The sequence below is a fragment of the Azospirillum brasilense genome, assembly GCF_003349955.1.
Lineage (GTDB): Bacteria > Pseudomonadota > Alphaproteobacteria > Azospirillales > Azospirillaceae > Azospirillum > Azospirillum brasilense_B.
Map to the genome: position 1 here is coordinate 19,295 of NZ_QLKQ01000064.1, position 25,507 is coordinate 44,801.

Annotated in this window: 19 protein-coding genes; 2 read left to right on the plus strand and 17 right to left on the minus strand. The window is 69.7% G+C overall.

Annotation, left to right across the window (positions count from 1 at the left end):
* Positions 1 to 167: 167 nt before the first annotated feature.
* The 15 genes from urtE to DXK32_RS23735 form a co-directional block, all read right to left on the minus strand.
* Positions 168 to 863, minus strand: a complete 696-nt coding sequence (gene urtE, locus DXK32_RS23665; protein WP_014241091.1) for an urea ABC transporter ATP-binding subunit UrtE — start codon at positions 861 to 863, stop codon at positions 168 to 170.
* A 160-nt stretch (positions 864 to 1,023) separates the two neighbouring features.
* Complete coding sequence (urtD, locus tag DXK32_RS23670) at positions 1,024 to 1,770, minus strand: urea ABC transporter ATP-binding protein UrtD (RefSeq protein WP_035675131.1); 747 nt, start codon at positions 1,768 to 1,770, stop codon at positions 1,024 to 1,026.
* A gap of 5 nt (positions 1,771 to 1,775) precedes the next feature.
* The gene (gene urtC, locus DXK32_RS23675; protein ID WP_114860749.1) at positions 1,776 to 2,915 is read right to left on the minus strand and encodes an urea ABC transporter permease subunit UrtC; all 1,140 of its coding nucleotides are present in this window, start codon (positions 2,913 to 2,915) and stop codon (positions 1,776 to 1,778) included.
* A gap of 4 nt (positions 2,916 to 2,919) precedes the next feature.
* Positions 2,920 to 4,524: an urea ABC transporter permease subunit UrtB gene (gene urtB / locus DXK32_RS23680; RefSeq protein WP_114860750.1), complete on the minus strand. Its 1,605-nt coding sequence runs from the start codon at positions 4,522 to 4,524 to the stop codon at positions 2,920 to 2,922.
* Positions 4,525 to 4,711: 187 nt separating this feature from the next.
* Positions 4,712 to 6,031 carry an urea ABC transporter substrate-binding protein gene (gene urtA, locus DXK32_RS23685; RefSeq protein ID WP_114860751.1) on the minus strand — a complete coding sequence of 440 codons (1,320 nt, stop codon included), beginning with the start codon at positions 6,029 to 6,031 and terminating at the stop codon, positions 4,712 to 4,714.
* A 213-nt stretch (positions 6,032 to 6,244) separates the two neighbouring features.
* Positions 6,245 to 7,108, minus strand: coding sequence for a sugar phosphate isomerase/epimerase family protein (locus DXK32_RS23690; protein ID WP_114860752.1), 864 nt, complete (start codon positions 7,106 to 7,108; stop codon positions 6,245 to 6,247).
* 155 nt (positions 7,109 to 7,263) lie between these two features.
* Positions 7,264 to 8,436, minus strand: a complete 1,173-nt coding sequence (locus DXK32_RS23695; protein ID WP_114860753.1) for a dihydrodipicolinate synthase family protein — start codon at positions 8,434 to 8,436, stop codon at positions 7,264 to 7,266.
* A gap of 16 nt (positions 8,437 to 8,452) precedes the next feature.
* Positions 8,453 to 9,604, minus strand: coding sequence for a Gfo/Idh/MocA family protein (locus tag DXK32_RS23700; RefSeq protein ID WP_114860754.1), 1,152 nt, complete (start codon positions 9,602 to 9,604; stop codon positions 8,453 to 8,455).
* A gap of 20 nt (positions 9,605 to 9,624) precedes the next feature.
* Complete coding sequence (locus DXK32_RS23705) at positions 9,625 to 10,917, minus strand: hypothetical protein (protein ID WP_114860755.1); 1,293 nt, start codon at positions 10,915 to 10,917, stop codon at positions 9,625 to 9,627.
* Positions 10,918 to 11,105: 188 nt separating this feature from the next.
* Complete coding sequence (locus DXK32_RS23710; protein ID WP_035675144.1) at positions 11,106 to 11,930, minus strand: ABC transporter ATP-binding protein; 825 nt, start codon at positions 11,928 to 11,930, stop codon at positions 11,106 to 11,108.
* Between the two features lie 26 nt (positions 11,931 to 11,956).
* On the minus strand, positions 11,957 to 12,955 hold the full coding sequence (locus DXK32_RS23715) for an ABC transporter substrate-binding protein (RefSeq protein ID WP_014241101.1): 999 nt from the start codon (positions 12,953 to 12,955) through the stop codon (positions 11,957 to 11,959).
* Between the two features lie 67 nt (positions 12,956 to 13,022).
* Entirely contained in the window at positions 13,023 to 13,895 is an 873-nt protein-coding gene (locus DXK32_RS23720) for an ABC transporter permease (RefSeq protein WP_014241102.1), read from the minus strand.
* 157 nt (positions 13,896 to 14,052) lie between these two features.
* On the minus strand, positions 14,053 to 14,751 hold the full coding sequence (locus tag DXK32_RS23725) for a TetR/AcrR family transcriptional regulator (RefSeq protein WP_114860756.1): 699 nt from the start codon (positions 14,749 to 14,751) through the stop codon (positions 14,053 to 14,055).
* 92 nt (positions 14,752 to 14,843) lie between these two features.
* The gene (locus tag DXK32_RS23730) at positions 14,844 to 17,156 is read right to left on the minus strand and encodes an SH3 domain-containing protein (protein WP_162801324.1); all 2,313 of its coding nucleotides are present in this window, start codon (positions 17,154 to 17,156) and stop codon (positions 14,844 to 14,846) included.
* Between the two features lie 242 nt (positions 17,157 to 17,398).
* Entirely contained in the window at positions 17,399 to 20,146 is a 2,748-nt protein-coding gene (locus DXK32_RS23735) for an SUMF1/EgtB/PvdO family nonheme iron enzyme (protein ID WP_114860758.1), read from the minus strand.
* A 289-nt stretch (positions 20,147 to 20,435) separates the two neighbouring features.
* Here DXK32_RS23735 and DXK32_RS23740 point away from each other — a divergent pair, with 289 nt between their 5' ends.
* Entirely contained in the window at positions 20,436 to 20,666 is a 231-nt protein-coding gene (locus DXK32_RS23740; RefSeq protein ID WP_035674258.1) for a DUF3126 family protein, read from the plus strand.
* Positions 20,667 to 20,748: 82 nt separating this feature from the next.
* Here DXK32_RS23740 and DXK32_RS23745 read toward each other — a convergent pair whose 3' ends face one another.
* Positions 20,749 to 21,360 (minus strand): hypothetical protein, encoded by a 612-nt coding sequence (locus DXK32_RS23745; protein WP_114860759.1) that lies wholly within the window; start codon positions 21,358 to 21,360, stop codon positions 20,749 to 20,751.
* Positions 21,361 to 21,684: 324 nt separating this feature from the next.
* On the minus strand, positions 21,685 to 22,104 hold the full coding sequence (locus DXK32_RS23750) for a cupin domain-containing protein (protein WP_114860760.1): 420 nt from the start codon (positions 22,102 to 22,104) through the stop codon (positions 21,685 to 21,687).
* A gap of 174 nt (positions 22,105 to 22,278) precedes the next feature.
* Here DXK32_RS23750 and DXK32_RS23755 point away from each other — a divergent pair.
* The coding region (locus DXK32_RS23755) for an AMP-binding protein (RefSeq protein ID WP_162801325.1) at positions 22,279 to 25,507 on the plus strand (3,229 nt) is incomplete at its 3' end.

The following is a 25,507-nucleotide window of genomic DNA, read 5'->3' on the forward strand; positions in this document are numbered from 1 at the left end:
TGTGAATGATGGCAGCGATGGTAGCGCATCGCGCTTCCGCGCCAAGCTCCACAAAGCGCAGGGGTGCCATCCTCGCGAAGGCGGCGTTCCAGGTTCCCGCCACGGGAAGCACAAGGATGGCGGAAGCCGGCTCCGCCTTCGCGAGGATACCCCCGGAAGCAGACGAGTCAGACGGTGAGATACCGCCGGACCTCGCTCTCCTCCAGCCCGTCGCGGCTGCCCGCCAGCATGACCTCGCCGCGTTCCATCACCGCCCAGTCGTCGGCCAGATCGCGGGCGAACTCGAAATACTGCTCCACCAGCAGGATCGCCATGGTGCCCTTGTCGCGCAGATAGGCGATGGCCCGCCCGATGTCCTTGATGATGCTGGGCTGGATGCCTTCGGTCGGCTCATCCAGCACCAGCAGCCGGGGCCGGGTCACCAGCGCCCGCCCGATGGCGAGCTGCTGCTGCTGCCCGCCCGACAGGTCGCCGCCACGCCGGTCCAGCATGGACTTCAACACCGGAAACAGCTCGAACACCTCGTCGGGGATCGAGCGGTCGGCGCGCTTCAGCGGCGCGTAGCCGGTCAGCAGGTTTTCCCGCACCGTCAGCAGCGGGAAAATCTCGCGCCCCTGCGGGACATAGGCGATGCCGCGCCGCGCCCGTTCCGATGGGGCGAGCTTGGTGATGTCGCCGCCGTCCCAGGCGATGGTGCCGCCGGTCACCGGCTTCAGCCCGACGATGGCGCGCAACAGCGAGGATTTGCCGACGCCGTTGCGCCCCAGCAGGCAGGTGACCTTCCCCACCTCCGCCGTCAGCGACACGCCGCGCAGCGCCTGCGCAGCGCCGTAATGGAGATCGACAGACCGTACGTCGAGCATGCTTGCTTTCTCCTGAATCCCTTCTCCCCTCCGGGGAGAAGGTTAGGATGAGGGGGCGGCCGCAGGCCGGAAAAGCTCTGCAAGGAGGCTGCGTTTCCGCCCTTCGGGCGCCCCCTCACCCTGCCCCTCTCCCCAGAGGGGCGAGGGAAATACATTTGCGTCACCGGCCCAGATAGACGTCGATGACCTGCTTGTTGGCGCTCACCGTGTCGAGCGAGCCTTCGGCCAGCACCGAGCCCTCGTGCAGCACCGTGACCTTCACGCCCAGTTCGCGGACGAAGACCATGTCGTGCTCGACGACGATCACCGAATGCTTGCCGGCGATGTCCTTCAGCAGATGGGCGGTCTGTTCGGTCTCGGCGTCGGTCATGCCGGCCACCGGTTCGTCGACCAGCAGCAGCTTCGGGTCCTGGGCCAGCAGCATGCCGATTTCCAGCCACTGCTTCTCGCCGTGCGACAGGCTGCCCGCCGGGCGGTCGCGCCGCGGCGACAGGCGGGTGATGTCGAGGATCTCCTCGATCCGCGCCCGGTCCTCCCGCGTCGCCGAATAGGTCAGCGTCTTCAACGGACGGCGCGGCGCCTTCAGCGACAGTTCCAGATTGTCCCAGACCGTGTGCATCTCGAACACGGTGGGGCGCTGGAACTTCCGGCCGATGCCCAGGTTGGCGATGGCCGGCTCGCGCAGGCTGGTCAGGTCGGTGCGGCCCTCGAACAGGATGGTGCCGGTGTCGGGCCGGGTCTTGCCGGTAATGACGTCCATCATGGTCGTCTTGCCGGCGCCGTTCGGCCCGATGATCGCCCGCATCTCGCCCGGTTCGATGACCAGCGACAGGCTGTTCAGCGCCCGGAACCCGTCGAAGCTGACCGACACGCCGTCGAGATACAGCAGGGTGTCCTCGGTGCTCATCTCTCTCAGACTCCCTTCTGGTCCGCCGGCTTGGCGGTGACCGTGGCGCGCGCCGGCAGCCGGTCGCGGAGCTGCGCCGCCAGACCGAGGATGCCCTTGGGCAGGAACAGGGTGACCAGGACGAACAGGCCGCCCAGCGCGAACAGCCAGAACTCCGGCAGCGCCGCCGTGAAGTAGCTCTTGCCGAAATTCACCAGAACCGCGCCCAGCACCGGGCCGGCCAGCGTGCCGCGCCCGCCGACGGCGACCCAGATCACCGCCTCGATGCTGCTGGCGGGAGAGAATTCAGACGGGTTGATGATGCCGACCTGCGGCACGTAGAGCGCGCCCGCCACGCCGGCCATGCAGGCCGACAGCGTCCAGGCGAACAGCTTGTAGCGGTCGGTCTCGTAGCCCAGGAAGCGCACCCGGCTCTCGGCGTCGCGCACGGCGATCAGCACCTTGCCCAGCTTGGACGCCACCACGGCCGAGGCCAGGATGTAGCCGGCCGCCAGCGCCACCACCGTCGCCACGAACAGCCCGACGCGCGTCGAGGCGGCCTGGATGTCGAAGCCCAGGATCTCCTTGAAGTCGGTCAGGCCGTTGTTGCCGCCGAAACCCATGTCGTTGCGGAAGAAGGCCAGCATCAGCGCGAAGGTCAGCGCCTGCGTGATGATCGACAGGTAGACGCCGGTGACCCGCGAGCGGAAGGCGAACCAGCCGAAGGCGAAGGCCAGCAGGCCCGGCACCAGCATCACCATGATCGCGGCGAACCAGAACTGGTCAAAGCCGTGCCAGTACCAGGGCAGCTCCGTCCAGTTCAGGAAGACCATGAAGTCCGGCAGGTCGGCGTTGCCGTACATGCCGCGCGAGCCGATCTGCCGCATCAGGTACATGCCCATGGCGTAGCCGCCGAGCGTGAAGAAGGCGGCGTGCCCCAGCGACAGGATGCCGACGAAACCCCAGACGAGGTCGAGCGACAGCGCCAGCAGCGCGAAGCACAGATATTTGCCGAGCAGCGCCACCGTGTGGGTGGAGATGTGCCAGGGCGAGTCCGGGGCGGTGCCCAGCGCCATCACCGGCACCGCCACGGCCAGCACCGCCAGGACGGTCAGCAGAACGCCGGCCTTCTTGTCGAGGCCCATCAGGAAGAAACGGGTCAGCATCGGATCAGGCCTCCACCGCCCGGCCCTTCAGCGCGAACAGGCCGCGCGGACGCCGTTGGATGAACAGGATGATGAAGATCAGCACAAGGATCTTGCCCAGCACCGCGCCCGCGTAGGGCTCCAGGAACTTGTTGACGCCGCCGAGCGCCAGCGCGCCGACCAGCGTGCCCCACAGGTTGCCCACCCCGCCGAACACCACGACCATGAAGCTGTCGATGATGTAGCCCTGGCCCAGGTTGGGGCTGACGTTGTCGATCTGGCTCAGCGCCACGCCGGCCAGCCCGGCGATGCCGGAGCCGAGCCCGAAGGTCAGCGCGTCCACCCGCGCGGTGCGGATGCCCATGGCGTTGGCCATGCTGCGGTTCTGGGTCACGGCGCGGATGCTCAGCCCGAACCACGTCTTGCGCAGCGCCACCAGCAGCGCGCCGAAGACGAGAAAGGCGAAGACGACGATCCACAGCCGCCCGTAGGTGATGGTCAGGCCGCCCAGCTCGAACGCGCCGGACATCCAGGACGGGGCACCGACCTCGCGGTTCGTCGGCCCGAAGATGGAACGCACCGCCTGCTGGAGCGCCAGCGACAGGCCCCACGTCGCCAGCAGCGTTTCCAGCGGGCGCCCGTAGAGCCAGCGGATCACGCTGCGCTCGATGGCGACGCCGACCGCGCCGGAGACCAGGAAGGCGACGGGCAGAGCCACCAGGATGGAGAAATCGAACAGGCCCGGCGCCCACTGGCGGAAGGCCTCCTGCACCAGGAAGGTGGCGTAGGCGCCGATCATCACCATCTCGCCGTGCGCCATGTTGATGACGCCCATGACGCCGAAGGTGACGGCCAGCCCGATCGCCGCCAGCAGCAGCACCGAACCGAGCGACAGGCCGTACCACAGGTTCTGCGCCGCCCCCCACAGGGCGAGCCGCTGCTCGACGGACGCGATGGCCTTCATCGCGGCGTCCTTCACCGCGTCGCTTCCGGTGTTGGCAGCGCCGTTCAGCAAGGCCCGCGCGTCCTGGTCGCCGCGTTCCTGAAGCACAGCGACGGCGGCGATCTTGTCGGCGTCGGGCGCCTCCCCGGCCAGCAGGACGGAGGCCCGCGCCTGGGTCATCGCGCGGCGGACGCGCTCGTCGGTTTCCTTGGCCAGCGCGGTGTTCAGCGCGTCCAGCGCGTTGGCGTCGCGGCTCTTGAACACCGCCTCCGCGGCCTGCCGGCGCGTGCCGGCGTCGGGGCTCATCAGGGTGAGCGCGCCGAGCGTCGCGCTGATCGTGCGGCGCAGGGCGTTGTTGATGCGGATCTTCTCGACCGCGTTGCGGTCCGCCTCGCCCAGCGCGGCGCCGGTCAGCGGATCGGTCAGGGCGTAACCGTTGCCGGCGCGCTTGGCCACGACCACGGCGCCGTCCGCCTTGCGGACATGCAGATCGCCGGCCTGGAGGGCCTCGATCACCGGCACGACGGCGGGATCGCCCGTCTCGGCCAGCCCGGCGATGGCCTTCTCGGTCTCGGCGTAGCTGCCGGCGCCCAGGCCGCGGACCAGCGGTGCCAGATCGGCGGCGAAGGAGGCAGGAGCGGCCAGCGCCAGAAACGCGGCCAGCAGCCAGCAGAATGCGCGGTGCATCGCGGTTCCTGTGATGTGTCGGAAGTCGTTTTTAGAGAAGGGCGTTGCCCCCACCCTTCCCGCTTCGCGGGCCCCTTCCCTCCCCCGCTGACGCAGGAGAGGGAACAATCCCCTCCCCTGCGTCAGCGGGGGAGGGTTAGGGAGGGGGCATCACGCAGCCGTAAGCTTACTCAGACCTCAAGAAGCCTCACGACCCCTTGCCGCCGCACTTGCCGGTCTTCACGTTGAAGTTGCCGCAGGACATCGGGGCGCGCCAATCGGAGATCAGGTCCTTGCTGTCCGGCAGGAAGTCCGACCACTCGTCGCCGGCCACGAGGCCCGGCGTCTTGGAGACGGTCTCGAACTGGCCGTTCTCCTGCACCTCGCCGATCAGCACCGGCTTGGTGATGTGGTGGTTCGGCAGCATGGCCGAGTAGCCGCCGGTCAGGTTCGGCACGGCGACGCCGACGAGGCTGTCGATCACCGCATTGCTGTCGGTGGTGCCGGCCTTCTCGACCGCCTTCACCCACATGTTGAAGCCGATGTAGTGGGCTTCCATCGGGTCGTTGGTGACGCGCTTGTCGTTCTTGGTGAAGGCCTGCCACTTCTTGATGAAGTCGCTGTTCTCCGGCGTGTCCACCGACATGAAGTAGTTCCAGGCGGCGAGATGCCCGACCAGCGGCTTGGTGTCGATGCCGGCCAGCTCCTCCTCACCCACGGAGAAGGCGACGACGGGGATGTCCTGCGCCTTGACGCCCTGGTTGCCCAGTTCCTTGTAGAAGGGGACGTTGGCGTCGCCGTTGATGGTCGAGACGACGGCGGTCTTCTTGCCGGCCGAGCCGAACTTCTTGATGTCGGCGACGATGTTCTGCCAATCGGCGTGGCCGAACGGGGTGTAGTTGATCATGATGTCCTCGGACTTCACGCCCTTGGACTTCAGGTAGGTTTCCAGGATCTTGTTGGTCGTGCGCGGGTAGACGTAGTCGGTGCCGGCCAGCACCCAGCGCTGCACGCCTTCCTTTTCCGCCAGATAGTCGACGGCGGGGATGGCCTGCTGGTTCGGGGCGGCGCCGGTGTAGAAAACGTTGCGCGAGGACTCCTCGCCCTCATACTGCACCGGGTAGAACAGGACGCTGTTCAGCTCCTCGAACACCGGCAGGACGGACTTGCGGCTGACCGAGGTCCAGCAGCCGAACACCGCGGCCACCTTGTCCTTGCTGACCAGCTCGCGGGCCTTCTCGGCGAACAGGGGCCAGTTGGAGGCGGGATCGACGACGACCGGCTCCAGCTTCTTGCCGAGAACGCCGCCCTTCTTGTTCTGCTCTTCGATGAGCATCAGCATGACGTCCTTCAGCGTGGTCTCGCTGATCGCCATGGTGCCCGACAGGGAATGGAGGATGCCAACCTTGATGGTGTCCTGGGCCGACGCCGGGGCGGCGAAGCCCACGGCGAACGTGACGGCAAGACCCGCGGCCGCCGCAAGGGTGCGACCGGTCTTGAAGCCCGACTGGAACCCCGTCTTCAACATTGTGAATACCCCCCGTTCTTTGGTCTGGCGCCCGCCTCAGGCGCCCGGGGGTGTCCTTCGCAAATGTGATGCCACGACGCGCCGCAGAAGGGCCGGATCAGGGAATCCGCAGCGATTTGCAGCCCAGTATTCGCTTACGAATTATGCATGCCAGCCTTTTTATGATCGAATTTTATTCACTTCTGGCGAAATGGCTGATTTTTAGGCAACCATTCACACCGAAGACCGATGCCGTTCGACACAGACCTCCAGCACCTCATCCAAAGGTCGTGCCCACCAGCGGCGCGAGAATATTTCAACCTCCGAATAGCCTTGGAATCCAACGGCTTCCACCCAACCACGGATCATTGGTATATCAATCATTCCGTCGCCCATCATGCCCCGGTCCTCCAGCAGGTCGGCGGTCGGCACCAGCCAATCGCACACATGGAAGGCACACAGGCGATTTCGGCCCGCACGGCGGATCTGCGACTCCAATTCCGGATCCCACCAGACATGGTAGACGTCCAACGCCACGCCCAGCGCGCCGGTTCCCTGCGGGTCCAGCCGGTCGCAAAGGTCGAGCGCTTGGCCCATCGTGTTCACGCAGGCGCGGTCGGCGGCATACATCGGGTGCAGCGGCTCAATGGCGAGCGGCATCCCGGCGCCGCGGGCGTGCTCCAGCAGTTCGGCGATGCCGTCCTCCACCTGGGCGCGGGCCAGGGCGATGTCCTTGGACGGCGGAGAGCCGGGGCGGGAGAATTGCGGCAGCCCGCCGACCACCAGCACGAGGCAGGGGGCGCCCAGCGCCACAGCCTCGTCCACCGCGCGGCGGTTGTCGTCGCGCACCTCGGCCCGGCGGTCGGGGTCGGCGGGGAACATGCCGCCGCGGCAGTAGCCGGACAGCTCCAGCCCCAGCTCCTTCACCGCCCGGACGGCGCGGTCCAGCCCCACCGCCGCCACCTGATCCCGCCAGGGGGAGACGGCCCGGATGCCCTGGCGGGCGCAGGCGTCGAAGATCTGCAGCAGGTCGCCCTGCTTGCGCACCGTGGCCGTGTTGATGGACAGCCAGCGATGATCGCCGGAGAAGTCACGCATGATCTGGAATCTCCCATCATTCTCGTCCCCTCTCCCCCTAGGGAAGAGGGTCAGGGTGAGGGGGCCCCGCGATGCCTGAGCGTACGGTCCCCCGAGAACCCCCTCCCCCGGCGCCTTTGGCGCCACCCTCTCCCCAGAGGGGAGAGGGGCTGACGTCACACCGCCTCGATGCCGCGGACGGCCAGGACGTCGGCCATGCGCCACACCGCCTCCTCCGGATCGCGCAGCAGCCCGGCCTTGTCGGCCAGCCGGAAGATCTCGGCCAGATGCAGGGTGGAGCGCGTGCCCTCCTGCCCGCCGATCATCGTGAAATGGTCCTGGTGGCCGTTCAGGTAGGCCATGAAGACCACCCCGGTCTTGTAGAAGCGGGTCGGCGCCTTGAAGATGTGGCGGGACAGCGGGACGGTCGGCTCCAGGATCGCGTGGAAGCGCCCCTCCTCGCCCGCCGCCAGTTCGGCCAAGGCCGCCGCCGCTGCCGGGGCGATGGCGTCGAAGATGCCCAGCAGAGCGTCGGAATGGCCTTCCGCGTCGCCGGCGATGAGCTCCGCGTAGTTGAAGTCGTCGCCAGTGTACATGCGCACGCCGGGGGCCAGACGGCGGCGCATGACGATCTCCTTGTCCTTGTCGAGCAGGGAAATCTTCACCCCGTCGACCTTGGCCGCGAAGTCGTTGATGATGCCGACCGCGGTGTCGAGCGCCACCGGGAAGTCGTTGGTCCCCCAGTAACCGGCCAGCGCCGGGTCGAACATGTCACCCAGCCAATGGATGATCACCGGCTGGCGCACCTGGGACAGGATGCGGCTGTAGACGCGGACATAGTCGTCCGGCCCCTTCGCCACGCGGGCCAGCGCGCGCGACGCCATCAGGATCACCCGCCCGCCGAGGTCCTCGACCGCGGCGACCTGCGTCTCGTAGGCACGGATCACGTCGTCGAGGGACCGCGCGTCCTCCGGCGCCAGATGGTCGGTGCCCGCCCCGCAGGCGATCAACGCGTTGCCGCGCGCCTTCGCCGCGGTCAGGGAGCGCCGGATCAGCTCCAGCGAGGCGTTCCAGTCCAGCCCCATGCCGCGCTGCGCGGTGTCCATCGCCTCGGCCACGCCGAAGCCGAGGTCCCACAGATGCTCTCGGAAGGCGATGGTGCGGTCCCAGTCGATGGCCGGGGTCAGCCACGGGTCGTTGTCGGCCAGCGGGTCGGCCACCATGTGGGCGGCGGCGTAGGCCACGCGGTTCAGGGGCCGGTCGGTGCGGGCGGGGAAACCCCGCGCCGGGGCGACCTCGTAGCTTTCCAGCGACCGGTCGGCGCGCGGCAGCTTGATGGTCAGTGCCATGAACAAGGCCCTCCGGTCAGGCGGTCAGCGAGGGAACGTCGACCCAGCGGCGTTCCTTCCAGCTCTTCAGCGCGGCCTCGACGAGCTGAACGCCCTTGGCGCCCTCGATCAGGCCGTGGTCGAAGGGGGCGTCCTCGACGACGTGGCGGATGAAGGACTCCCACTGCGTCTTGAAGCCGTTGTCGGTCGGATGGTTGTCGGGCACCGGCTGCCACGTCGCGTAGAAGTCCATGGTCTGCTTCTGGTCCGGGTTCCACACCGGGCGCGGCGTGCCCTGGCGCGGCTGGATCACGCAATCGCTCAAGCCCGCGACGGCCGAGCCGTGGGTGCCGTCCACCTGGAAGGTCACCAGATCGTCGCGATACACCCGCGTCGCCCAGGAGGAGTTGATGTGGGCGATGACGCCGCCCTCCAGCTCGAAGGTGGCGTAGGCCGCGTCGTCGGCAGTGGCCTGATAGCGCTTGCCGTGCTCGTCCCAGCGTTCCGGGATGTGGATGGCGCCCAGGCAGGAGACGCTCTTCACCTGCCCGAACAGGTTGTCGAGCACGTAGCGCCAATGGCAGACCATGTCGAGGATGATGCCGCCGCCGTCCTCCTCACGGTAGTTCCAGGAGGGACGCTGCGCCGGCTGCCAGTCGCCCTCGAACACCCAATAGCCGAACTCGCCGCGCACCGAGAGAATCTTCCCGAAAAAGCCGCTGTCGCGCAGCATCTTCAGCTTCTGCAGGCCGGGCAGGAACAGCTTGTCCTGCACGGTGCCGTTCTTCACCCCGGCCTCCTCGGCCAGCCGGACGACGCGCAGCGCCTCCTCCAGGTTGGTGGCGATGGGCTTCTCGCAATAGACGTGCTTGCCGGCGCGGATCGCCGCCTGAAGCAGCGTCGGGCGCATCTGGGTGGTGCCGGCGTCGAAGAAGATCGTGTCGTCGGGGTTCGCCAGGGCCGCGTCCAGATTGTCGGCCCAGCGCTCCACGCCGTGGCGCTGGGCCAGCTCGCGGATCTTCTCGGCGTTGCGCCCGACCAGGATGGGGTCCGGCATGACGCGGGACCCGTCGGACAGCGTGACGCCGCCTTGCGCCCGGATGGCGAGGATCGACCGGATCAGGTGCTGGTTCATGCCCATGCGGCCGGTCACGCCATGCATGATGATACCAAGGCGCTTCGTGCTCATGTCGATGACTCCCTAGGGGATTATTCGTTCTGCAGAGGGGACAGGCGGTCCCATCGGGGCTGCGCCGCGCTGGCGAAGCCGGGGACGGCCAGGGTTTCGGTCGGCAGGCTGCCGCCCGCCGTGGCGAGGCGGACGATGCCGTCCCGCCGGGTGTAGAAGCCGGGATGCGCGTCGAGGAAGGCGTCGGCCTCCGGCGCTCCGTCGAAGCCGTTTCCGTACTGGTGGCCGTTGCGCTCCGCGTCGGCGATGCCGAGCAGCGCGACCAGGGCCGTGTCCTGTTGCACCGCCAGCCCGGCCTGACAGGTCAGGTCCTCCGCCGCGACGAAGTGCGGCGCGCCCCAGGCGGCGCAGCGCGCCCGGTTGAGAATGGCCTTGTAGAGACCCTTGCAGGACTTGGACGACACGCCGCGGTAGCCGGCGGCGCGGGCGCGCGGGAAGGCGTCGTAGCCGTCGTCGGACTCGTCGATGATGAAGGGGATGCGTTCCGCCACGGCGCCCAGCGGCGCCTCCAGCGCGCGCTCCCGAGCCAACGGCTGCTCGATGTAGTGCAGGCGCCCGCGGAACCCGGCCAGCGCCGGCTCGCGCTCCAGCCCGTCCAGGAAGGCGGCGAGGGCCGCGGCGTCCACGTACTGCTCGTTGCCGTCCAGCGTGGTCCGGTAGTCGCCCGCCGCCGCGTCCAGCACGCCGGCGATCGCCGCCAGGCGCGCCAGGTCGGCGGACGGATCGCCGCCCAGCTTGATCTTGAAGCGGCCCAGCCGCTCCCGCGCCAGCAGGGCGCGCAGGCTCTCCGGCTCGTCGAGCAGCCCGACCGTGTGGCGCAGCGCCACGGAGGCCCGCGGCTCCAGCCCGGCGAGGAAGCGGTCCAGGTCGAAGCCCGCCAGATCCGGCGTCAGCCGCGCGTCGATGCCGGCGCGGTTCGCCCGCATGCCGGTGAAGACATCCATGTTCAGAACCCGCAGCAGCCCGTCCAGCACCGCCTTGTCGATCAGCGCCGGCCCGTAGGCGGCGGTCAGGTCGGGCAGCCCGGCGGCCCGGCAGGCCACCCGCTGCGTCTCGTAGGCCGCCGCGTGGTGCCCGAAGGCGGTGTCGGCGCGGTCCGTCCGGTAGGCGTCGCGGGCGAGGCGCAGGGAGCGGCGCAGGCCGTCCACCGTCTCGTCCGGGCTGCGGTCCGGGCGTTTGTCGAACCACTTCGGCATCATCATCTCGGCGGTGCCGCCCCACGCCTCGCCGACGCCGTCCACATGGACCAGGGCGCGGACGAAGGCCTGGGGGGCCGCCTCCACCGTCACGCTGCCGAAGCGGAAGGGCTTCACGAAGCGGACGGGGCGTTCATAGAGGTCGATGGCGCGGATGGCGAGGAGGGGTGCGGGGCCCCCACCCTTCCCGCTTCGCGGGCCCCTTCCCTCCCCCGCTTCGCGGGAGAGGGTGTCAATCCCCTCCCTCGCCGAAGGCGGGGGAGGGTTAGGGAGGGGGCAAGACTCGTCCATCTCCTCACTCCCCCTCAATCCAGATGCCCTTGGGCGTTGAAATGCGCCCGGATGCGCTGGGTCAGCTCGATGAAGACCGGGTGCCCCATGACATCCAGCGAGCGCGGGCGGGGCAGCGGCACCTCGTAGGTCGCGGCGATGGCGCCGGGACGCTCCGACATCACCATCACCCGGTCGGCCAGGAACACCGCCTCGGGGATCGAGTGGGTGATCAGCAGCACCGTCTTGCCCGTCTCGTGCTGGATGCGCTGCAGCTCGACGTTCATCTTCTCCCGCGTCATGGCGTCGAGCGCGCCGAACGGCTCGTCCATCAGCAGGATCTTCGGGTCGTGGACCAGCGCCCGGCACAACGAAGCGCGCTGCTGCATGCCGCCGGACAGCTGCCAGGGGTACTTGTTCTCGAACCCCTCCAGCCCGGTCATGCGGATCAGCGCGCGGGCGCGCTCCAGATACTTGTCGCGCGGCAGGCCGCGGACCTCCACCGGCATCATGATGTTGCGCAGCACCGTCCGCCAGGCGAGCAGCACCGGGCTCTGGAACACGATGCCCACATCGTCGTGCGGCTCGGTCACCGTGGTGCCTTCGATGGTGATGGCGCCCTCGCTGACCGGCAGCAGGCCGGCGACCAGCTTCAGCAGCGTGGACTTGCCGCAGCCGGACGGGCCGACCACCACCAGGAACTCGCCGTCCCGCACGTCGAAGGTGATCGGGCGCAGGGACGGCACCTCCCCGTCGCGGCTGCGGTAGGTCTTGGTCACGCCGTCGATCTGGATCAGGGTCTTTTGCGACAGGCGGGCCGTTTCGGCCGATCCGACGACTTTCAACTGGGGCTGAGCCATGTCCCTGCTCTCCTGTCCGTCCGGCCTCACTGGCCCGCCGCGGCGGGATCGGGGAGGAAGTCGCGGGTGTAGAAGGCCTTCGGGTTCTTCTTCGCCGCGGCGTCCAGACCGCCGTACTCGACCAGCAGGTCCACGGTCTCGGCCATGTTGGCGTCGGTGACGCGGAAGGGCCGCTGCCCCTTGGTCTCCGCCGTGCGGTAGAGCGGCGTGGTCAGCTCGAAGCCTTCCAGCAGGGTGGCTTCCTGGCCGCCCTTGGGGTTGGCCTTGAGGATGGCGGCCACGGCCTCCTTCGGGTTCTTCTCCGCCCCTTCGACCGCCTTGGTCGTCGCGGCCATGAAGCGCTTCACGAGGTCCGGCTTGTCCTTCAGCGTGTCGGTGTGGGCGATGATGCCGGAGGAGACCATGTTGACGCCGTAGTCGGCGAAGCGGATCGGCGTCACCGACTTGCCGGTGGCGTCCTTGATCTTCATGCTCTGGTCCATGACGTAGCCCAGCAGCAGGTCCGCCTGCCCGTTGATGACAGCGTTCAGCTTGGTCTGGGCGTCGCCGGACACGACGCGGAAATCGCTGTCCTTCAGGCCGGTCTTCTTCAGGAACAGCGGCCAGATCTGGGACATGCTGTCCCCCGGCGTCATGGCGACGGTCTTGCCCTTGATGTCCTCGGGCTTGCGGATGTTCTTGTCGGTGAAGCCCATGGCCGACATCGGGCTGGTCTGGAGCAGCACGCCGGGCGAGGTGACCGGGGCGCCCTTCACCGCCGCCTTCATCATGGTCGGCACATCGACGTAACCGAAATCGACGGTCTTCGCGGCCACCGCCTGGGTCGTCACCGCCGAACCGCGGCCCTCCTGGATCTCCAGGTCGATGCCCTCGGCCTCGTACAGGCCCTTGTCCTTGCCGTAGTAGAAGGGGGCGTGCTCGCCATACACGTACCAGTTCAGCATCAGCACGACCTTGTCCGCGGCCTGGGCCGGCAGCGTCGTGGCCGTGAGGGCGCAGAGCGCCGCGAAGAGCGTCCGTTTCATCTCGTCTCCTCCCAAAGATTGTCCGGCCGAAAAGTGCCCGGCGTCGCTTTTGGTTTTGTGGTCGGCGTTACGACGTCGGGATGTAGTTGTGGCGTTGGCTCGCGTGCCAGGGGATGGCGAGCCGCTCGATCACGTCGATGACCCAGAAAAGCACCACCCCGATCAGCGCCAGCACCACCAGGGCCGCGAACATCAGGGGAAGTTCGAAATTGCCGATGGAGCGCTGCAGGACGAAGCCGATGCCGGAATTCGCCCCGACGAACTCGCCCACCACGGCGCCCACCACGGCCAGCGTGATCGACACCTTCAGGCCGGCGAAGATGGCCGGCAGGGCGTGCGGCAGGCTGACCATGCGGAAGGTCTGAAGGCGCGTCGCCTTCATGGACTTGGCGAGGTCCATCATGTCGCCGTCCACCGACTTGAAGCCCTGCACCGCCGACACGACGATGGGGAAGAAAGCCAGCAGGAAGGCGGAAATCACCTTGGGCAGCAGCCCGAAGCCGAACCACACCACGAACAGCGGCGCGATGGCGACCTTCGGGATCGACTGCGAGAAGACCAGCAGCGGGTAGACGTAGGATTCCACCGTCTTCGACCCGGCGATCAGCATGGCGATGGGAATGCCGAACAGCACCGACAGGGCGAAGCCGCCCAAGGTCGCCAGCGTGGTCGGCACCGACGCGGCCAGGAGCTGGTCCCAGTCCGCGGCGAGCGCCAGGGCGACGTCGCCCGGTTTCGGTATCAGATAGGGCGGGATCGCGAAGATCCGCACCGACAGGTCCCACAGGACGGTCAGGACCACCAGGAACAGCACCGGCCGGAACCAGCCGGAATTGAGCAGGCGCAGCAGCGTGGCACCCGCCCCGCCCCGTCGCGCCGCCGTTCCCGAAGCGGGACCGCCACGGGACGCATTCCCGTGAGCCGCCGCATCGACAGCCATCGCTCCTCCTCCCCCGGTCGTTGCGGCGCCAAGGCGAGGCGCTCTTTTAACCGGCTGGTTAAAAGTAAGCCCGGCGCGGCAAAGCGGTCAACCCTGCCAAAGAGGTAGGACGGATGGTCAGGTATGCGAATTGTTCATGATGAAACCACCAGCGGATTCACGCCCGCAGCGACGACAGGATCAGCTCCACCATATGGTCCAGCCGCTCCGCCTTGGCCTCCTCGGCCAGCAGATCGCGGCCGAAGATGACCGACAGGGTGTGGACGTTGGACAGGTAGAAATAGGATTGCCCGGCGATGGAGATGTAGAGCTGCACCGGGTCCACCCCCGCCCGGAAGATCCCGGTGGCGATGCCCCGTTCCAGCACGTCGGCGATCATCTGCACGAAGGGCGAATGCATGGCGTGCACCTTGTCGGAGGTCTTCAGCAGCTCCGCCCGGTGCAGATTCTCGATGTTCAGCAGCGCCATGAACTCGGGATGGTCGAGGAAATACTGCCAGGTGAAGTGGATCAGCCGGGCGATGGCGGCAGGCGGGTCCAGCGTCTCCAGGCTCAGCGTGCGTTCGGTGGCGCGGATGTGCTCGTAGGCGCCCTCCAGCACCGCCAGATACAGGCTCTCCTTGTTGCCGACATGGTAGTAGAGCATGCGCTTGTTGGTGCCGGCGACCTCGGCGATCCGCTCCACGCGGGCGCCGCCCAGCCCATGGCGCGCGAACTCCTCCGTCGCGGCGGCGAGGATGCGGGCGCGGGTGCCCTCCGGATCGCGGGTGACCTTGGCGGGCTTGGCCGGCTTGATTGGGGCCGGCTTGGATGTGGAAGCGGAAACGGTCTTCTTCGGGTCGGTCAGCGTGTCCATCCAGGCCGGTCCTCGCATGGCGCGGCCGGAGGGCGAGCCGCAATGCCTTCCAATGTGGAGCATATCAGCCGAAACGGAAAGACGAAGCGGCGCTACCGACTCAAGAGCGTCGCGCCGCGCCAGATGCCGGGCTGCATCGCGCCGGCGGCGTCGATGGCCGCCCCCGGACCGTCCTGGATGCCGCCGCGGAACTGCCCGACATGGCGGGTGCCGCCGCGCATCGACAATTCGCCCGGCCCCGCCGGAAGCCGGTCCACCACCACGCCGTTGAACCGCTCGCCGTTGGTGAAGGCCAGCTCGCCATGGCCGTCCACCCGGCCCTGGCGGACCTCGCCCGCGTAGGAATCGCCGTTGGCGAAGCGGTAGACGCCCGGCCCGTTCGGCACGGCGTTCACGAAGGCCCCCTCGAAGCGGTCGCCGGACGGGAATCCCAGGACGCCGTAGCCGGACATCTGGTCGTCCTTCCACTCCCCCTCATAGACCTGACCGTTGGCGAAGCGGTAGACGCCGACGCCGTTGCGGCTGATCGTGCCCTGAAGGGAGAAGTTGCCCAACCCGCGGTTCCACGCCCCCTCATAGACGTCGCCGTTGGGGAAGCGGTGGACCCCGTAGCCCGACTCCCCGCCGCGGGCCTGACCGGCGGCGCGGCGGGCGGCGGCCTGGGCCTCGCGCGCCTTCGCCTCGGCCCCGCGCCCGGCGGTGGCGGACCGCGACGCGCGGGCGGCGGCGTTGCGCCCCGCCTGCACGGCGTCGCGGTAGGGTTCGGCCAGCCCGGCGAGGACCGGGTCCGCGCCGGACGCCGAGCGGCCCGCGGCGCTTTCCCCGCTGCTGTCGGGAAGGGCGGCCAGCCGCGTCGGACCGGTCGTTCCGGACAGCGCGCCGGCCACCGGATCGACGTCGTTGCGGACCACCGTGGGCGGCGGGTAGGCGCTGGGCGCCGCACCTCCCATGGATACAGCCTCTCCCGACCGGCCCGCCAGCGTCCCGGTGGTGACGTAGCCCTCCTGCCCCGACGAATCCCGCACCAGCACCCAGCCGGAGTCCGGTGCCGCCTGGAGCAGCGTCACCCGCTGCCCCTGCTCCAGATCGCGCAGGCTGCGCGCGCCCAGAACCGGGCGTGCGAACAGGTTGGCGTCGCGCGCCACCGTGTAGACGCCGGGAGCCAGCATCGCCGGCTGGGGCGGTTGCTGGGGCGTCGTCGGTTGGGAGGAGGCGACCGGCACCTCCTCCGGCTTGGCGAGGTTGCTGGCGAAGGCGAAGCCGGTCTTGCCGTCCTGCTCGACGCGCAGCCAGCCGCCGTTGCGGCGGGTCCGCCCGGTGACCGTGACCTCGCTGTCGTGACGCAGCGTGCCGACGACCACCGCCTTGGTGTCGGGACCGGCACGCAGGTTGGTGTCGCGCGTCACCACCCGCTTCTCGTTCAGCGGGTCCACCTCCACCTCGGCGACCGCCGGAGCGGCGGGCTTTTCCTCCGCCTTCTGCGGCAGCGGCTTGGGTTCGATCGGCTTGGGTTCTATTGACTTGGATTCGGCCGGCTTCGGTTCGGGGGCCGTCGCCTCCACGGCGGGCGGCGCCTCCTCCGTTCGGGCAACGACGGGGGCGGACGGCGCGCGCGGGCCGGGCACCAGCACAAGATCCGTGCCCAGCCGGTCCTGAAGCCAGGGGTGCTGCGTCCCCCGCGTGCGTCCGACGACGGTGCGGGCGACCTCGGCCAGCGCGTCGCGCAGCGGCACGCCCGGCTTGACCATCTCCTGCGCCAGGGCGGCGGAGAAGGCGTCGGCCCCCTTGCCGGACGCCGTGGCGGGCGGGGTGCCGGGCCGGTGCGAATAGACGACGAACAGGTTGTCGAGCGCCGCCGGGGCGGCCAGCGCCGGCTTGACGGAGCGCCCCTCCTCGCCCATCGCCGAAGCCAGCCGGTCGGCCAGCGGGTGGGCGGGCACCGGGTCGAACACGGCGACGGCCTTGCGCCCGCTGCGCTGGATCTCCTTCAGCGCGTAGTCCAGCTCGATGGTGTCGAAGATCACGTCGTATTCGGAGCCGGGCTTGGCGTCCACCGGCACCAGGAAGCCCTTGGCCGACAGGCTCAGCGCCACGCCGGAGTAATAGAGGAAGCCCAGGTCGGCCTGCCCCAGCGCGTCCTGGAAGCGGGTCAGCGCCGCGACCATGCCGCGGTGATCGAGGTTCTCGGCGGCGGTGACGGTGAAGCCGGCGCGGCGCAGCGCGTCGGCGACGACCGCCGCGTTGGCGCCCACCCCGGCGGCCGGGCCGCCCTCCTGGTATTGCGCGTTGCCGATCACCAGCGCGACGCGCTTGTCGTCGGCGAACGCCCGAGGGGCGAGAGCGGTGTTCGCCGTCACCAGGACCAGCGCAACAGTCCAAACGGCGCTCCGGGGCCAGCGCAACACGTCGATACCCTCCACTTCAAACCTTCTTTGACCACCCCTTTAGGGAGTCACGGGCCGCGGCGGCTGTAACGAATTTGGTCGAAGCCGCCAGCGGCCTCCTGTTTTCGGGCCGTCCGCTCCGCAGATCGCCATGCCTTGAACGGCCAAGTCTAGCGCATTGGCCCAACACCGATTTCTGCAATTTCGGGGGCGCCGGGGTCCCATCCGCAGACGGTGCGTCCCACCAACGAACGCGCGCGGAGTCAGTTCAGATCGCGGGCCACCCGCAACCCATCGGCGAAATAGCGCACGTCGGCGTCGTAGCCGATGCGGGCGGTGACGGCGATGGCGTCCTGCCCGTCCCGCCAGGAGCCGCCGCGCAGCACCCGCTTGCGACAGTCGCCCTCCGTCCAGGCGCCGCCGTCCGCCGGGGCGCCCTTGTAGCCGGGGTTCCAGCAGTCGGCGACCCACTCCGCCACCCCGCCGCTGGTGTCGTAGAGGCCGAAGGCGTTGGGCTGGAAGCTGCCGACCGGCGCCGGCAGGGAGCGGTCGGCGGCCCCGCCGCAGTCGCGGCAGTTGGCCAGCCGCGCCCCCGGCGTCAGGCTGTCCCCCCAGGCGAAGCGCGCCGCGCTGCCGCCGCGCGCCGCGTATTCCCATTCGGCCTCGCTGGGCAGGCGGTAGCGCTGGCCGGTCTTGCGGCTGAGCCACTCGGTGTAGGCCAGCGCGTCCTCCACATGGATGTTGTGGACCGGCGTGTCGTCGGAGGGGTTGCGCATCCGCGGCATGGCGGCGCAGCCGCCGCCCTCCACGCAGGCCCGCCAGTTGGCGACCGTCACCTCGTAGACCCCGATGGCGAAGGGCTTGGCGAAGGTGACGCGGTGGGGAGGACGCTGGCTGGCATCGCCGCGCTCGCTGCCCATGACGAAGCTGCCGGCGGGGATGCGCATCATCGGCGGGCAGGCCGGGCAGTCCTGGAAGCTGCTGCCGTTGCCCTGCGCCCGCCCCTGCGAGCCCCCCGGCTGGACCGGTGCGGCGAGTGCCAGCCGCTGACGGTCCTCCGGCCCGGCGGGGCGCAGCGCGGGGCCGCGAACGAAGCCCTGCACGCCGCCTTGATTTCCGTCCTCCAGGGCCACCCGATACCAGTCGGCGTCGGCCACCCGGCCCAGCACCCGCACCGCGCCGTCCTTGGCCAGGGCGCCGACCCGTTCCGACCGCGCGTCCGGCCCGGCGCGCAACTCCGCGTCGGCGACGGCGACGTACATCCCCTCCCCGGCGGTGTCGAGCTGGAGTTCCGGCGGCGGAGACGCCTTGCCGCCGGGTGATCCATTGCCCGTTCCATTGCCAGACGAGCCGCTGTTTCCCGCCCCGCCCGCCGGGGTGGCGGCCGCGACCTTGGCCGATTCGGCGCGCAGCCGGTTCAGCCGGTCGCGCGCCGGGGCGGCGAAGGGGCCGGTGCCGAACAGCCGCAGGAAGGCGTCGAGCGCGTCGGCGTCGCGGCTGTCGCGCACGCGGCGCCACAGCGATTCCTCCAGATCGGCCTGCGGCGGCGCGGCGCCGGCCTCCTCGACCTCCAGAAGCGCGCTCATCGTCGTGCGCCCGCCGCGCCCGTCCTCGACCAGCACGCTGAACACCCCGGCGCGGCCGGCCGGCGCCCGCTCCGGGTCGAAGGTCAGCGCCGTAAGCCGCTCCGGCGCCAGCTTATCGCCGGGCTTCAGCGGGGTGGTGCCGTCGCGCACCTTGCCGCGTTCCGGAACGGCGCTGACGGTGAAGGTTAGCGGATCGCCGTCCGGATCGGTCGGCACCTCCAGCCGCAGGCTGTTGACGACGGCGCGCACGCTGCGCTCGGCGACGGCGACCGGCGGGCGGTTGCTCGGCTTGATGACGATCGGCACGGCGCCCCGCGCCACCCCGCCGCGCCCGTCCATCACCGCGAACTCGAAGCTGCCGGCGTCGCCGAGGTGGGTGGCGTCGGCGCGGAAGGTCGCGGCGGTGAGCTGGTCGAGCGTCAGATAGTCGCCGATCAGCACCACCCGGTCGCCGATGCGCACCCCGCCGCCGCGCGGCAGGCCGGTCACCTGGGCGAAGAGCTGGTCGTTGTCGGGATCGCTGGGCCGCGCGATGCCCAGCCCCTCCGTCCCGCCGCGGTCGAAGACCTCCAGCGTCTTGAAGGCGGCGAGCTGCGGCGGCCGGTTCTCCGGCAGCGGGTTGAAGTAGAAGGGGGCGGCGCCCAGCGAGCCGTAGAGGAAGGGCTCCTGCCGGCCCTGGGTGACCTGCATCACATCGTCGCGCACGCGGCGGAAGAACAGGCTCAGCTCCAGCCCCGGCACGTCGAAGTTCTTCAGCAGCGACGCGGTGTAGGGGCTGTGGTCGCCCTGCCCGTCCTCGGCCACCGCGTCGGCGCGGGTGGCCATGGCGACCAGCGTGTCGGTCGGCGTGTCGTCGACGCGGGCAAAGCCGGAATGCACCTCCGTCTTCTTGGTGCCCGACCGCACCAGCCGGTCGGCGAAGGGGTTGTTGCGGCAGGCGTCCAGAATCAGGATGCCCAGTTTGCGCGCCTGGGCCAGTTCGCCCATCGGCAGGTTCAGCGGCAGCGCCTCGTAGACCAGATCGCGCTCGCGCTCCAGCCGGGCGTCGGCGGGGATCAGGAAGTTGGTGCCGCCGACCTGCATGCCGTGGCCGGCGAAATAGAGCAGCGCCACGTCGGCCTGCGCCGCCTGGATGCCGAAGCCGCGCAGCGCTTCGGCCATGCCGCGGTTGTCGAGGTCGTAGCGCTCGTCGACCGTAAAGCCCAGCTTGCGCAGGGCCGCCGACATGGCGCGGGCGTCGTTGCGCGGGTTGGGCAGTTCGGTGGCGTGGCGGTAGGCACCGACACCGATGACCAGCGCGATGCGCTGCTCCGGCGCGGGCGCCGCCAGGCCGGGCGCCACCCACCCCGCCACGGCCAGCAGCAGGCCGGCGGTGATCGCCAGGACGAGACGGAGGGAGACGAGACGGCAAAGACGCGCAGCCATGGTCACCCCATGCCATGGTCACCGGACGGCGGAGCGGGAACGCTCACACGTTCCAATCCCTCCAGTATTTGGCCGCGCCACCCGGAACAAGAGGACAAAACCGGCTAAGGGCTTCCCGCAGGCGGGGGCATGGCCATCCGCAAGAAAGACGGGGCCGGCGGCGGGCGGCGCGGCGAATGCGCGAGCCGGGGCTATGTTGTGCTTTCCCTTTGCCCGAAAGGTTTCTATATGACCCCTTCGACAACACAGGGATCATGCCATGCCGCCCGCCAAGCCGACGGTCGCCAAGATGACCGAAACCGAAATCGCCCGTGTGCAGAGCTATCTGCGCAAGACGCTCGGCAACGACAAGATCATCATCCAGCCGCCCGAGAAGGCCGGCCAGTCCGCAGAAGTCATGCTGGGCGATGAGTTCGTCGGCACCCTGCACCGTGACGTGGACGAGGGTGAGGTCTCCTACGCCCTGCACGTCGTCATCCTGGAAGAAGACCTGCCGGCAGCCCCGACGGCCCGTCGCTGAGTCACGCCTTTCCAGCGCGGTCCTCTCCCGCCCCGTGGCGGGAGGGGCGTCTGCGCATCGGCGATGTCAAGCTTAGCGCCCCTCAGCCCGGCCGGCTGTGGCGGCGCAGTTCCGCAGCCAGTCCGGCCATCAGCGTCTCGCCACCCGACAGGGTGAGGCCGCGGACCAGGACCAGCGCCGGCAGATGGTTCCGGCGCAGCAGAAGCAGCCGGTAGCCGGCGCGCGGACGCCGCCCCTTTCCGGGCTTTTCCTCCTCCATGTCCACATCCCCTCCGGCCAGCGCCAGTTCGCGTTCGTGCTGCTGCGGGGTCATCGTCTGGATGCGCGCCACGAACAGCGGGCGCTTGCCCTGCGGCGGGTAGAGCGCCACGCCGCGAATGGTGTTGTGCGGGATGAGCTGCCCATGGGCGGTCAACCCCTCCGGCGCCACGACCAGCCGGACGGCGCTGCGCCTTGCGGCTCGCAGCAGCGTGATCACCCACATCAGCAGAAGCGGGATCGCGCACAGCATGCCCAGCCAGCGCAGCATGGAGGCCGCCGGCTCCAGGGTCAGTTCAGCGACCACGACGAAGCCGGCCAGCAGGATCGCCGCGTAGAGCAGATGGGCGAAGCGCTGGGGCGGCACGCTGGAGGGCGACGCCTCGAACACCGTTGACTGCCCCTTGTCCTCGCGGGAGATCTCGACCTCGGGCATCCCGTCCGCATCCTCGTCACGCCGCGCAGGCCGTCCTAATACCTCCGACGCGCGCAACTTGCCAGCGGGGCGGCGTCCGGCATTCCAGGCACCTGTCCGGACATCCGGACAGCCGCGGCGCGGGGAGGCTCCGCAGAATTGCGGAAATCCGCCCTTCCGCGCCCTGGCCAAGCTCTGGCACGGGCATTGCTTTCCATGGCAACGAAGCGTCCCGTGGCCGCGTCGTTCCCTGTGGCCATGGCGGCGATTCCTCCAAAGCATCTGGCCGGCCGCACCGTTGTTTCCATGACGGGTGCGACCGGCACTTTTTTGGCGGATGCAGCGTCAGGTCCCGGCGGGCGGCTCGGCCCCCTCGGTCGGGAAGTCGGCGGGAAAGGTAATCTCCAGCATCTCCAGATCGTCGGAATGGGCGATCTCCACATGCCGGATGCCCGGCGGCTGGTGCACGCTGGAACCGGCCTGCAACAGCACCTCCCCCACGCCTTCGTAAGCGAACTTCACCCAGCCCTTCAGCACGTAGACCATCTGGAAATCCAGCGCGTGCCGGTGCCAGCCGCCATGCGACGGCTCGCCGGGGCGGGCGCGGATGACGTGGGCGCTCGCCTTGCCCGCCGTGGCGGCGCGGATGCCCAGGTCGCGGTATTCGAAGAAGGGCCGCAGCCCGTCGCGCTTGAAGTCCGCCGGATCGGCGTGGCTGACCGCGAAGGTCACTGAATCGTTCGCCGGCGCGTCGTTCTTGGACATGCCGTTTCCTCCCGTTGTCATTGATTGCACCGAGTATGACCGAAAGCCGCGTATACGGCATACCCCCGCCGCGCACGGCGCCATTGCGGCGGATGCAGGGCGCCGCGCTATAGTGATGCCCGCCGCGCGCAAGACGTGGCCGCCAAGGAAGAAATGCCCGATCGGGAGGAAAGCATGGATCACGCCGTCGCGGAGTCCGCCGGACAGCCGCCGCTGCCGCAGGACGTAGCCGTCAATCCCATCCGCTCCGCCGCGGACTGGCAGGGCCAGCGCGCCGCCTGCGCAGCCGATCCCGGCGCCTTCCACGGCGCCATCGCCGCACAGACGATCCACTGGTTCGACGGCGCGCACTGGCTGATGCGCGATGCCGACGGCGTCTGGCGCGGCTGGAACGCCACCACGGGTGAGACGGCCGAGCGGGCGGACTGGACGCCCTGGACGCAGGCCTTCGACGGGTCGGAGGCGCCCTTCTACCGCTGGTTCGCGGGCGGGATGACCAACGCCGCCTTCAACGAGGTGGACCGCCACGTCCTGTCCGGCCACGGGGCGGAGACCGCCTACTGGTACGAGGGCGACCGCTGGGACGCCGCGGCCAACGGCGGGCGCGGCGGCCCGGTCCATCACGTCACGCTGACCCGGCGCGAGCTGCTGATCCGCTCCGCGCTGGCCGCCCTGGCGCTGCGCGGGCTGGGGTTGAGGCAGGGTGACCGCATCGCGCTGAACATGCCCAACATCCTCGACCAGATCGTCTGGACCGAGGGGGCGAAGCGCCTCGGCGTCATCTACACCGCCGTCTTCGGCGGCTTCTCCGACAAGACGCTGTCCGACCGCATCGAGAACGCCGGCGCCCGCGTCGTCATCACCGCCGACGGCGCCAGCCGCAACGCCGAGATGGCGCCCTTCAAGGAAGCCTACAGCGACCCGGCGCTCGACCGCTTCGTCGCCCTGCCCACGGCGCTGCGCATCACCGAGGAGGTCCTGCGCGCCAAGCTGGGAGACGACACCCTGATGGAGCCGGTGCGCCGCGGCTTGGCGGGCGAGATCACCGTCGCCCCCGCCGACGTGATGCGCGAGCTGGGCCGCGCGCTGGACCGCGCCGGGACGCTCGACGCCGCCACCGTGGCGGACCTGCGCGCCAGCGTCGCCGAGGCGCTGACCGCCGCCCCGCCACGGGTCGAGGCGGTGATCGTCGTCCGCCACGCCGGGCTTCCCGACATTCCCTGGACCGAGGGCCGCGACGTCTGGGCGCACGAGCTGCTGGCAAAGGCCGAGGCGGAGCTGTGCGCCGCCGCCGGCTTGGACAACATGGAGGCGCTGCGCGCGCTGGACGACCGGGCGCTCTACGCCGCCGTGGCGAAGGCGGTTCCCTGCGTGCCGCTGGACGCCGAGTATCCACTGTTCATCATCTACACCTCCGGTTCCACCGGGAAGCCGAAGGGCGTGGTGCATGTCCATGGCGGCTACGTCGCCGGCCTCGCCCACACCATGAAGGTCAGCTTCGACGCCCTGCCGGGCCGCGACGCGATCTACGTCGTCGCCGATCCCGGCTGGATCACCGGCCAGAGCTACCTGATCACCGCCAGCCTCGCCGCCCGCATCCCCGGCATCGTGACGGAGGGGGCGCCGGTCTTCCCCAACGCCGGGCGCTTCGCCTCGATCATCGAGCGGCACAAGGTCACCATCTTCAAGGCGGGCGTGACCTTCCTGAAGACGGTCATGACCCACCCGGAGAACCGCGCCGACGTCGAGCGCTACGACCGCTCGTCCCTGCGGGTCGCCACCTTCTGCGCGGAGCCGACCAGCCCCGCCGTCCAGGCCTTCGGCATGGCGGTGATGACGCCGCAATACATCAACAGCTACTGGGCGACGGAGCATGGCGGCATCGTCTGGACCCACCCCTACGGCAACCCCGACCAGCCGCTGCGCGCCGACGCCCACACCTACCCGCTGCCCTGGGTTCTCGGCGACGTCTGGGTGCCCGAAAGCGAGCCGGACGCCACGGGCCGCGTCGCCTTCCGCCCCGCCGAGGTCGAGGAGAAGGGCGAGATCGTCGTCACCGCCCCCTACCCCTACCTGACCCGCACCATCTGGGGCGACGCGGACAACGTCGGCAAGCCCGGCTGGAAGGGCGACTTCGACCGCTTCGTGGCGACCTATTTCGGGCGCTTCCGCGACGCCGACGGCAAGCCGGTCTGGGCCTACTTGCAGGGCGACTTCGCGCGGCGCTACGGGGACGGCCGCTTCAGCCTGCACGGGAGGTCCGACGACGTCATCAACGTGTCCGGCCACCGCATGGGGACGGAGGAGATCGAAGGCGCGATCCTGCGCGACAAGCAGATCAACCCCGACAGCCCGGTCGGCAACGTCATCGTGGTCGGCGCCCCCCACCGCGAGAAGGGACTGACCCCCGTCGCCTTCGTCCTTCCCGCCAAGGGCCGCGACCTCACCGCCGACGACGAGCGCCGGCTGAAGGATCTGGTGCGCCAGGAGAAGGGGGCGGTCGCCGTCCCCTCCGACATCCTCGCCGTCCCGGCCTTTCCCGAGACGCGCTCCGGCAAATACATGCGCCGCTTCCTGACGGCGATGATGAACGGGGAGCCGCTGGGCGACACCTCCACGCTCCGCAACCCGGAGTGCCTGACCGACCTGGAGGCCCGCATCGCCGCCTGGACGCGCGGCCAGCAGCGCGCGGAGGAACAGACCCTCATCGAGCGGCAGCGCTTCCTGTCCGTCCAGTACGACCGGCTGGCCGAGGGCGTGCGCCTGGCAACGGTCACCATCGACAACCCGCCGGTCAACGCCCTGTCCGACCGTCTGCTCGACGAGCTGGACACGCTGGTCGCCCATCTCGCCCGGCGGACGGACGTGCGCGCCGTGGTGATCACCGGCACCGGCCGCAACTTCGTGGCCGGCGCCGACATCCGCCAGCTTCTCGACGAGGTGCGGGACGAGGACGAGGCCCGCGCCCTGCCCGCCAAGGCCCACGCCGTCTTCTGCGCCCTCGCCGCGCTGGACAAGCCGGTGTTCGCGGCGATCCGCGGCGTGGCTCTCGGCGGCGGCTGCGAACTGGCGATGGCCTGCCACGTCCGGGTGGCCGATCCGCGGGCGCGGCTGGGCCAGCCGGAGATCAACCTGTTCCTGCCGCCGGGCTATGGCGGCACGCAGCGTCTGCCGCGTTTGCTTCTCCGGAAGGACCCGGAGCGGGGGTACGGGCGGGCGCTGGAGATCCTGCTGTCCGGGCGCCAGATCGACGCCGGGACGGCGCTGGAGTATGGGCTGGTCGATGTGGTGGCGCGCGGCGCGGACGACGCGCTGACGCTGGCGAAGGCGATGGCGCGGGAGGCCGCCCTTGCCCCCACGAACACCCTTGCCCCCACCCTAACCCTCCCCCGCTTCGCAGGGG

Excerpts from the sequence above, each read along its gene's own strand:
- DXK32_RS23690 (WP_114860752.1), bottom strand. The coding sequence starts at position 7,108 with ATGCGTGACTTCTCCGGCGATCATCGCTGGCTGTCCATCAACACGGCC.
- DXK32_RS23720 (WP_014241102.1), bottom strand. The coding sequence starts at position 13,895 with ATGGCTGTCGATGCGGCGGCTCACGGGAATGCGTCCCGTGGCGGTCCC.
- urtA (WP_114860751.1), bottom strand. The coding sequence starts at position 6,031 with ATGTTGAAGACGGGGTTCCAGTCGGGCTTCAAGACCGGTCGCACCCTT.
- DXK32_RS23725 (WP_114860756.1), bottom strand. The coding sequence starts at position 14,751 with ATGGACACGCTGACCGACCCGAAGAAGACCGTTTCCGCTTCCACATCC.
- DXK32_RS23740 (WP_035674258.1), top strand. The coding sequence starts at position 20,436 with ATGACCGAAACCGAAATCGCCCGTGTGCAGAGCTATCTGCGCAAGACG.
- urtC (WP_114860749.1), bottom strand. The coding sequence starts at position 2,915 with ATGCTGACCCGTTTCTTCCTGATGGGCCTCGACAAGAAGGCCGGCGTT.
- urtB (WP_114860750.1), bottom strand. The coding sequence starts at position 4,524 with ATGCACCGCGCATTCTGCTGGCTGCTGGCCGCGTTTCTGGCGCTGGCC.
- DXK32_RS23700 (WP_114860754.1), bottom strand. The coding sequence starts at position 9,604 with ATGAGCACGAAGCGCCTTGGTATCATCATGCATGGCGTGACCGGCCGC.
- DXK32_RS23710 (WP_035675144.1), bottom strand. The coding sequence starts at position 11,930 with ATGGCTCAGCCCCAGTTGAAAGTCGTCGGATCGGCCGAAACGGCCCGC.
- DXK32_RS23735 (WP_114860758.1), bottom strand. The coding sequence starts at position 20,146 with ATGGCTGCGCGTCTTTGCCGTCTCGTCTCCCTCCGTCTCGTCCTGGCG.
- DXK32_RS23750 (WP_114860760.1), bottom strand. The coding sequence starts at position 22,104 with ATGTCCAAGAACGACGCGCCGGCGAACGATTCAGTGACCTTCGCGGTC.
- urtD (WP_035675131.1), bottom strand. The coding sequence starts at position 1,770 with ATGAGCACCGAGGACACCCTGCTGTATCTCGACGGCGTGTCGGTCAGC.
- DXK32_RS23715 (WP_014241101.1), bottom strand. The coding sequence starts at position 12,955 with ATGAAACGGACGCTCTTCGCGGCGCTCTGCGCCCTCACGGCCACGACG.
- DXK32_RS23745 (WP_114860759.1), bottom strand. The coding sequence starts at position 21,360 with ATGCCCGAGGTCGAGATCTCCCGCGAGGACAAGGGGCAGTCAACGGTG.
- DXK32_RS23695 (WP_114860753.1), bottom strand. The coding sequence starts at position 8,436 with ATGGCACTGACCATCAAGCTGCCGCGCGCCGACCGGTCGCTGGAAAGC.
- urtE (WP_014241091.1), bottom strand. The coding sequence starts at position 863 with ATGCTCGACGTACGGTCTGTCGATCTCCATTACGGCGCTGCGCAGGCG.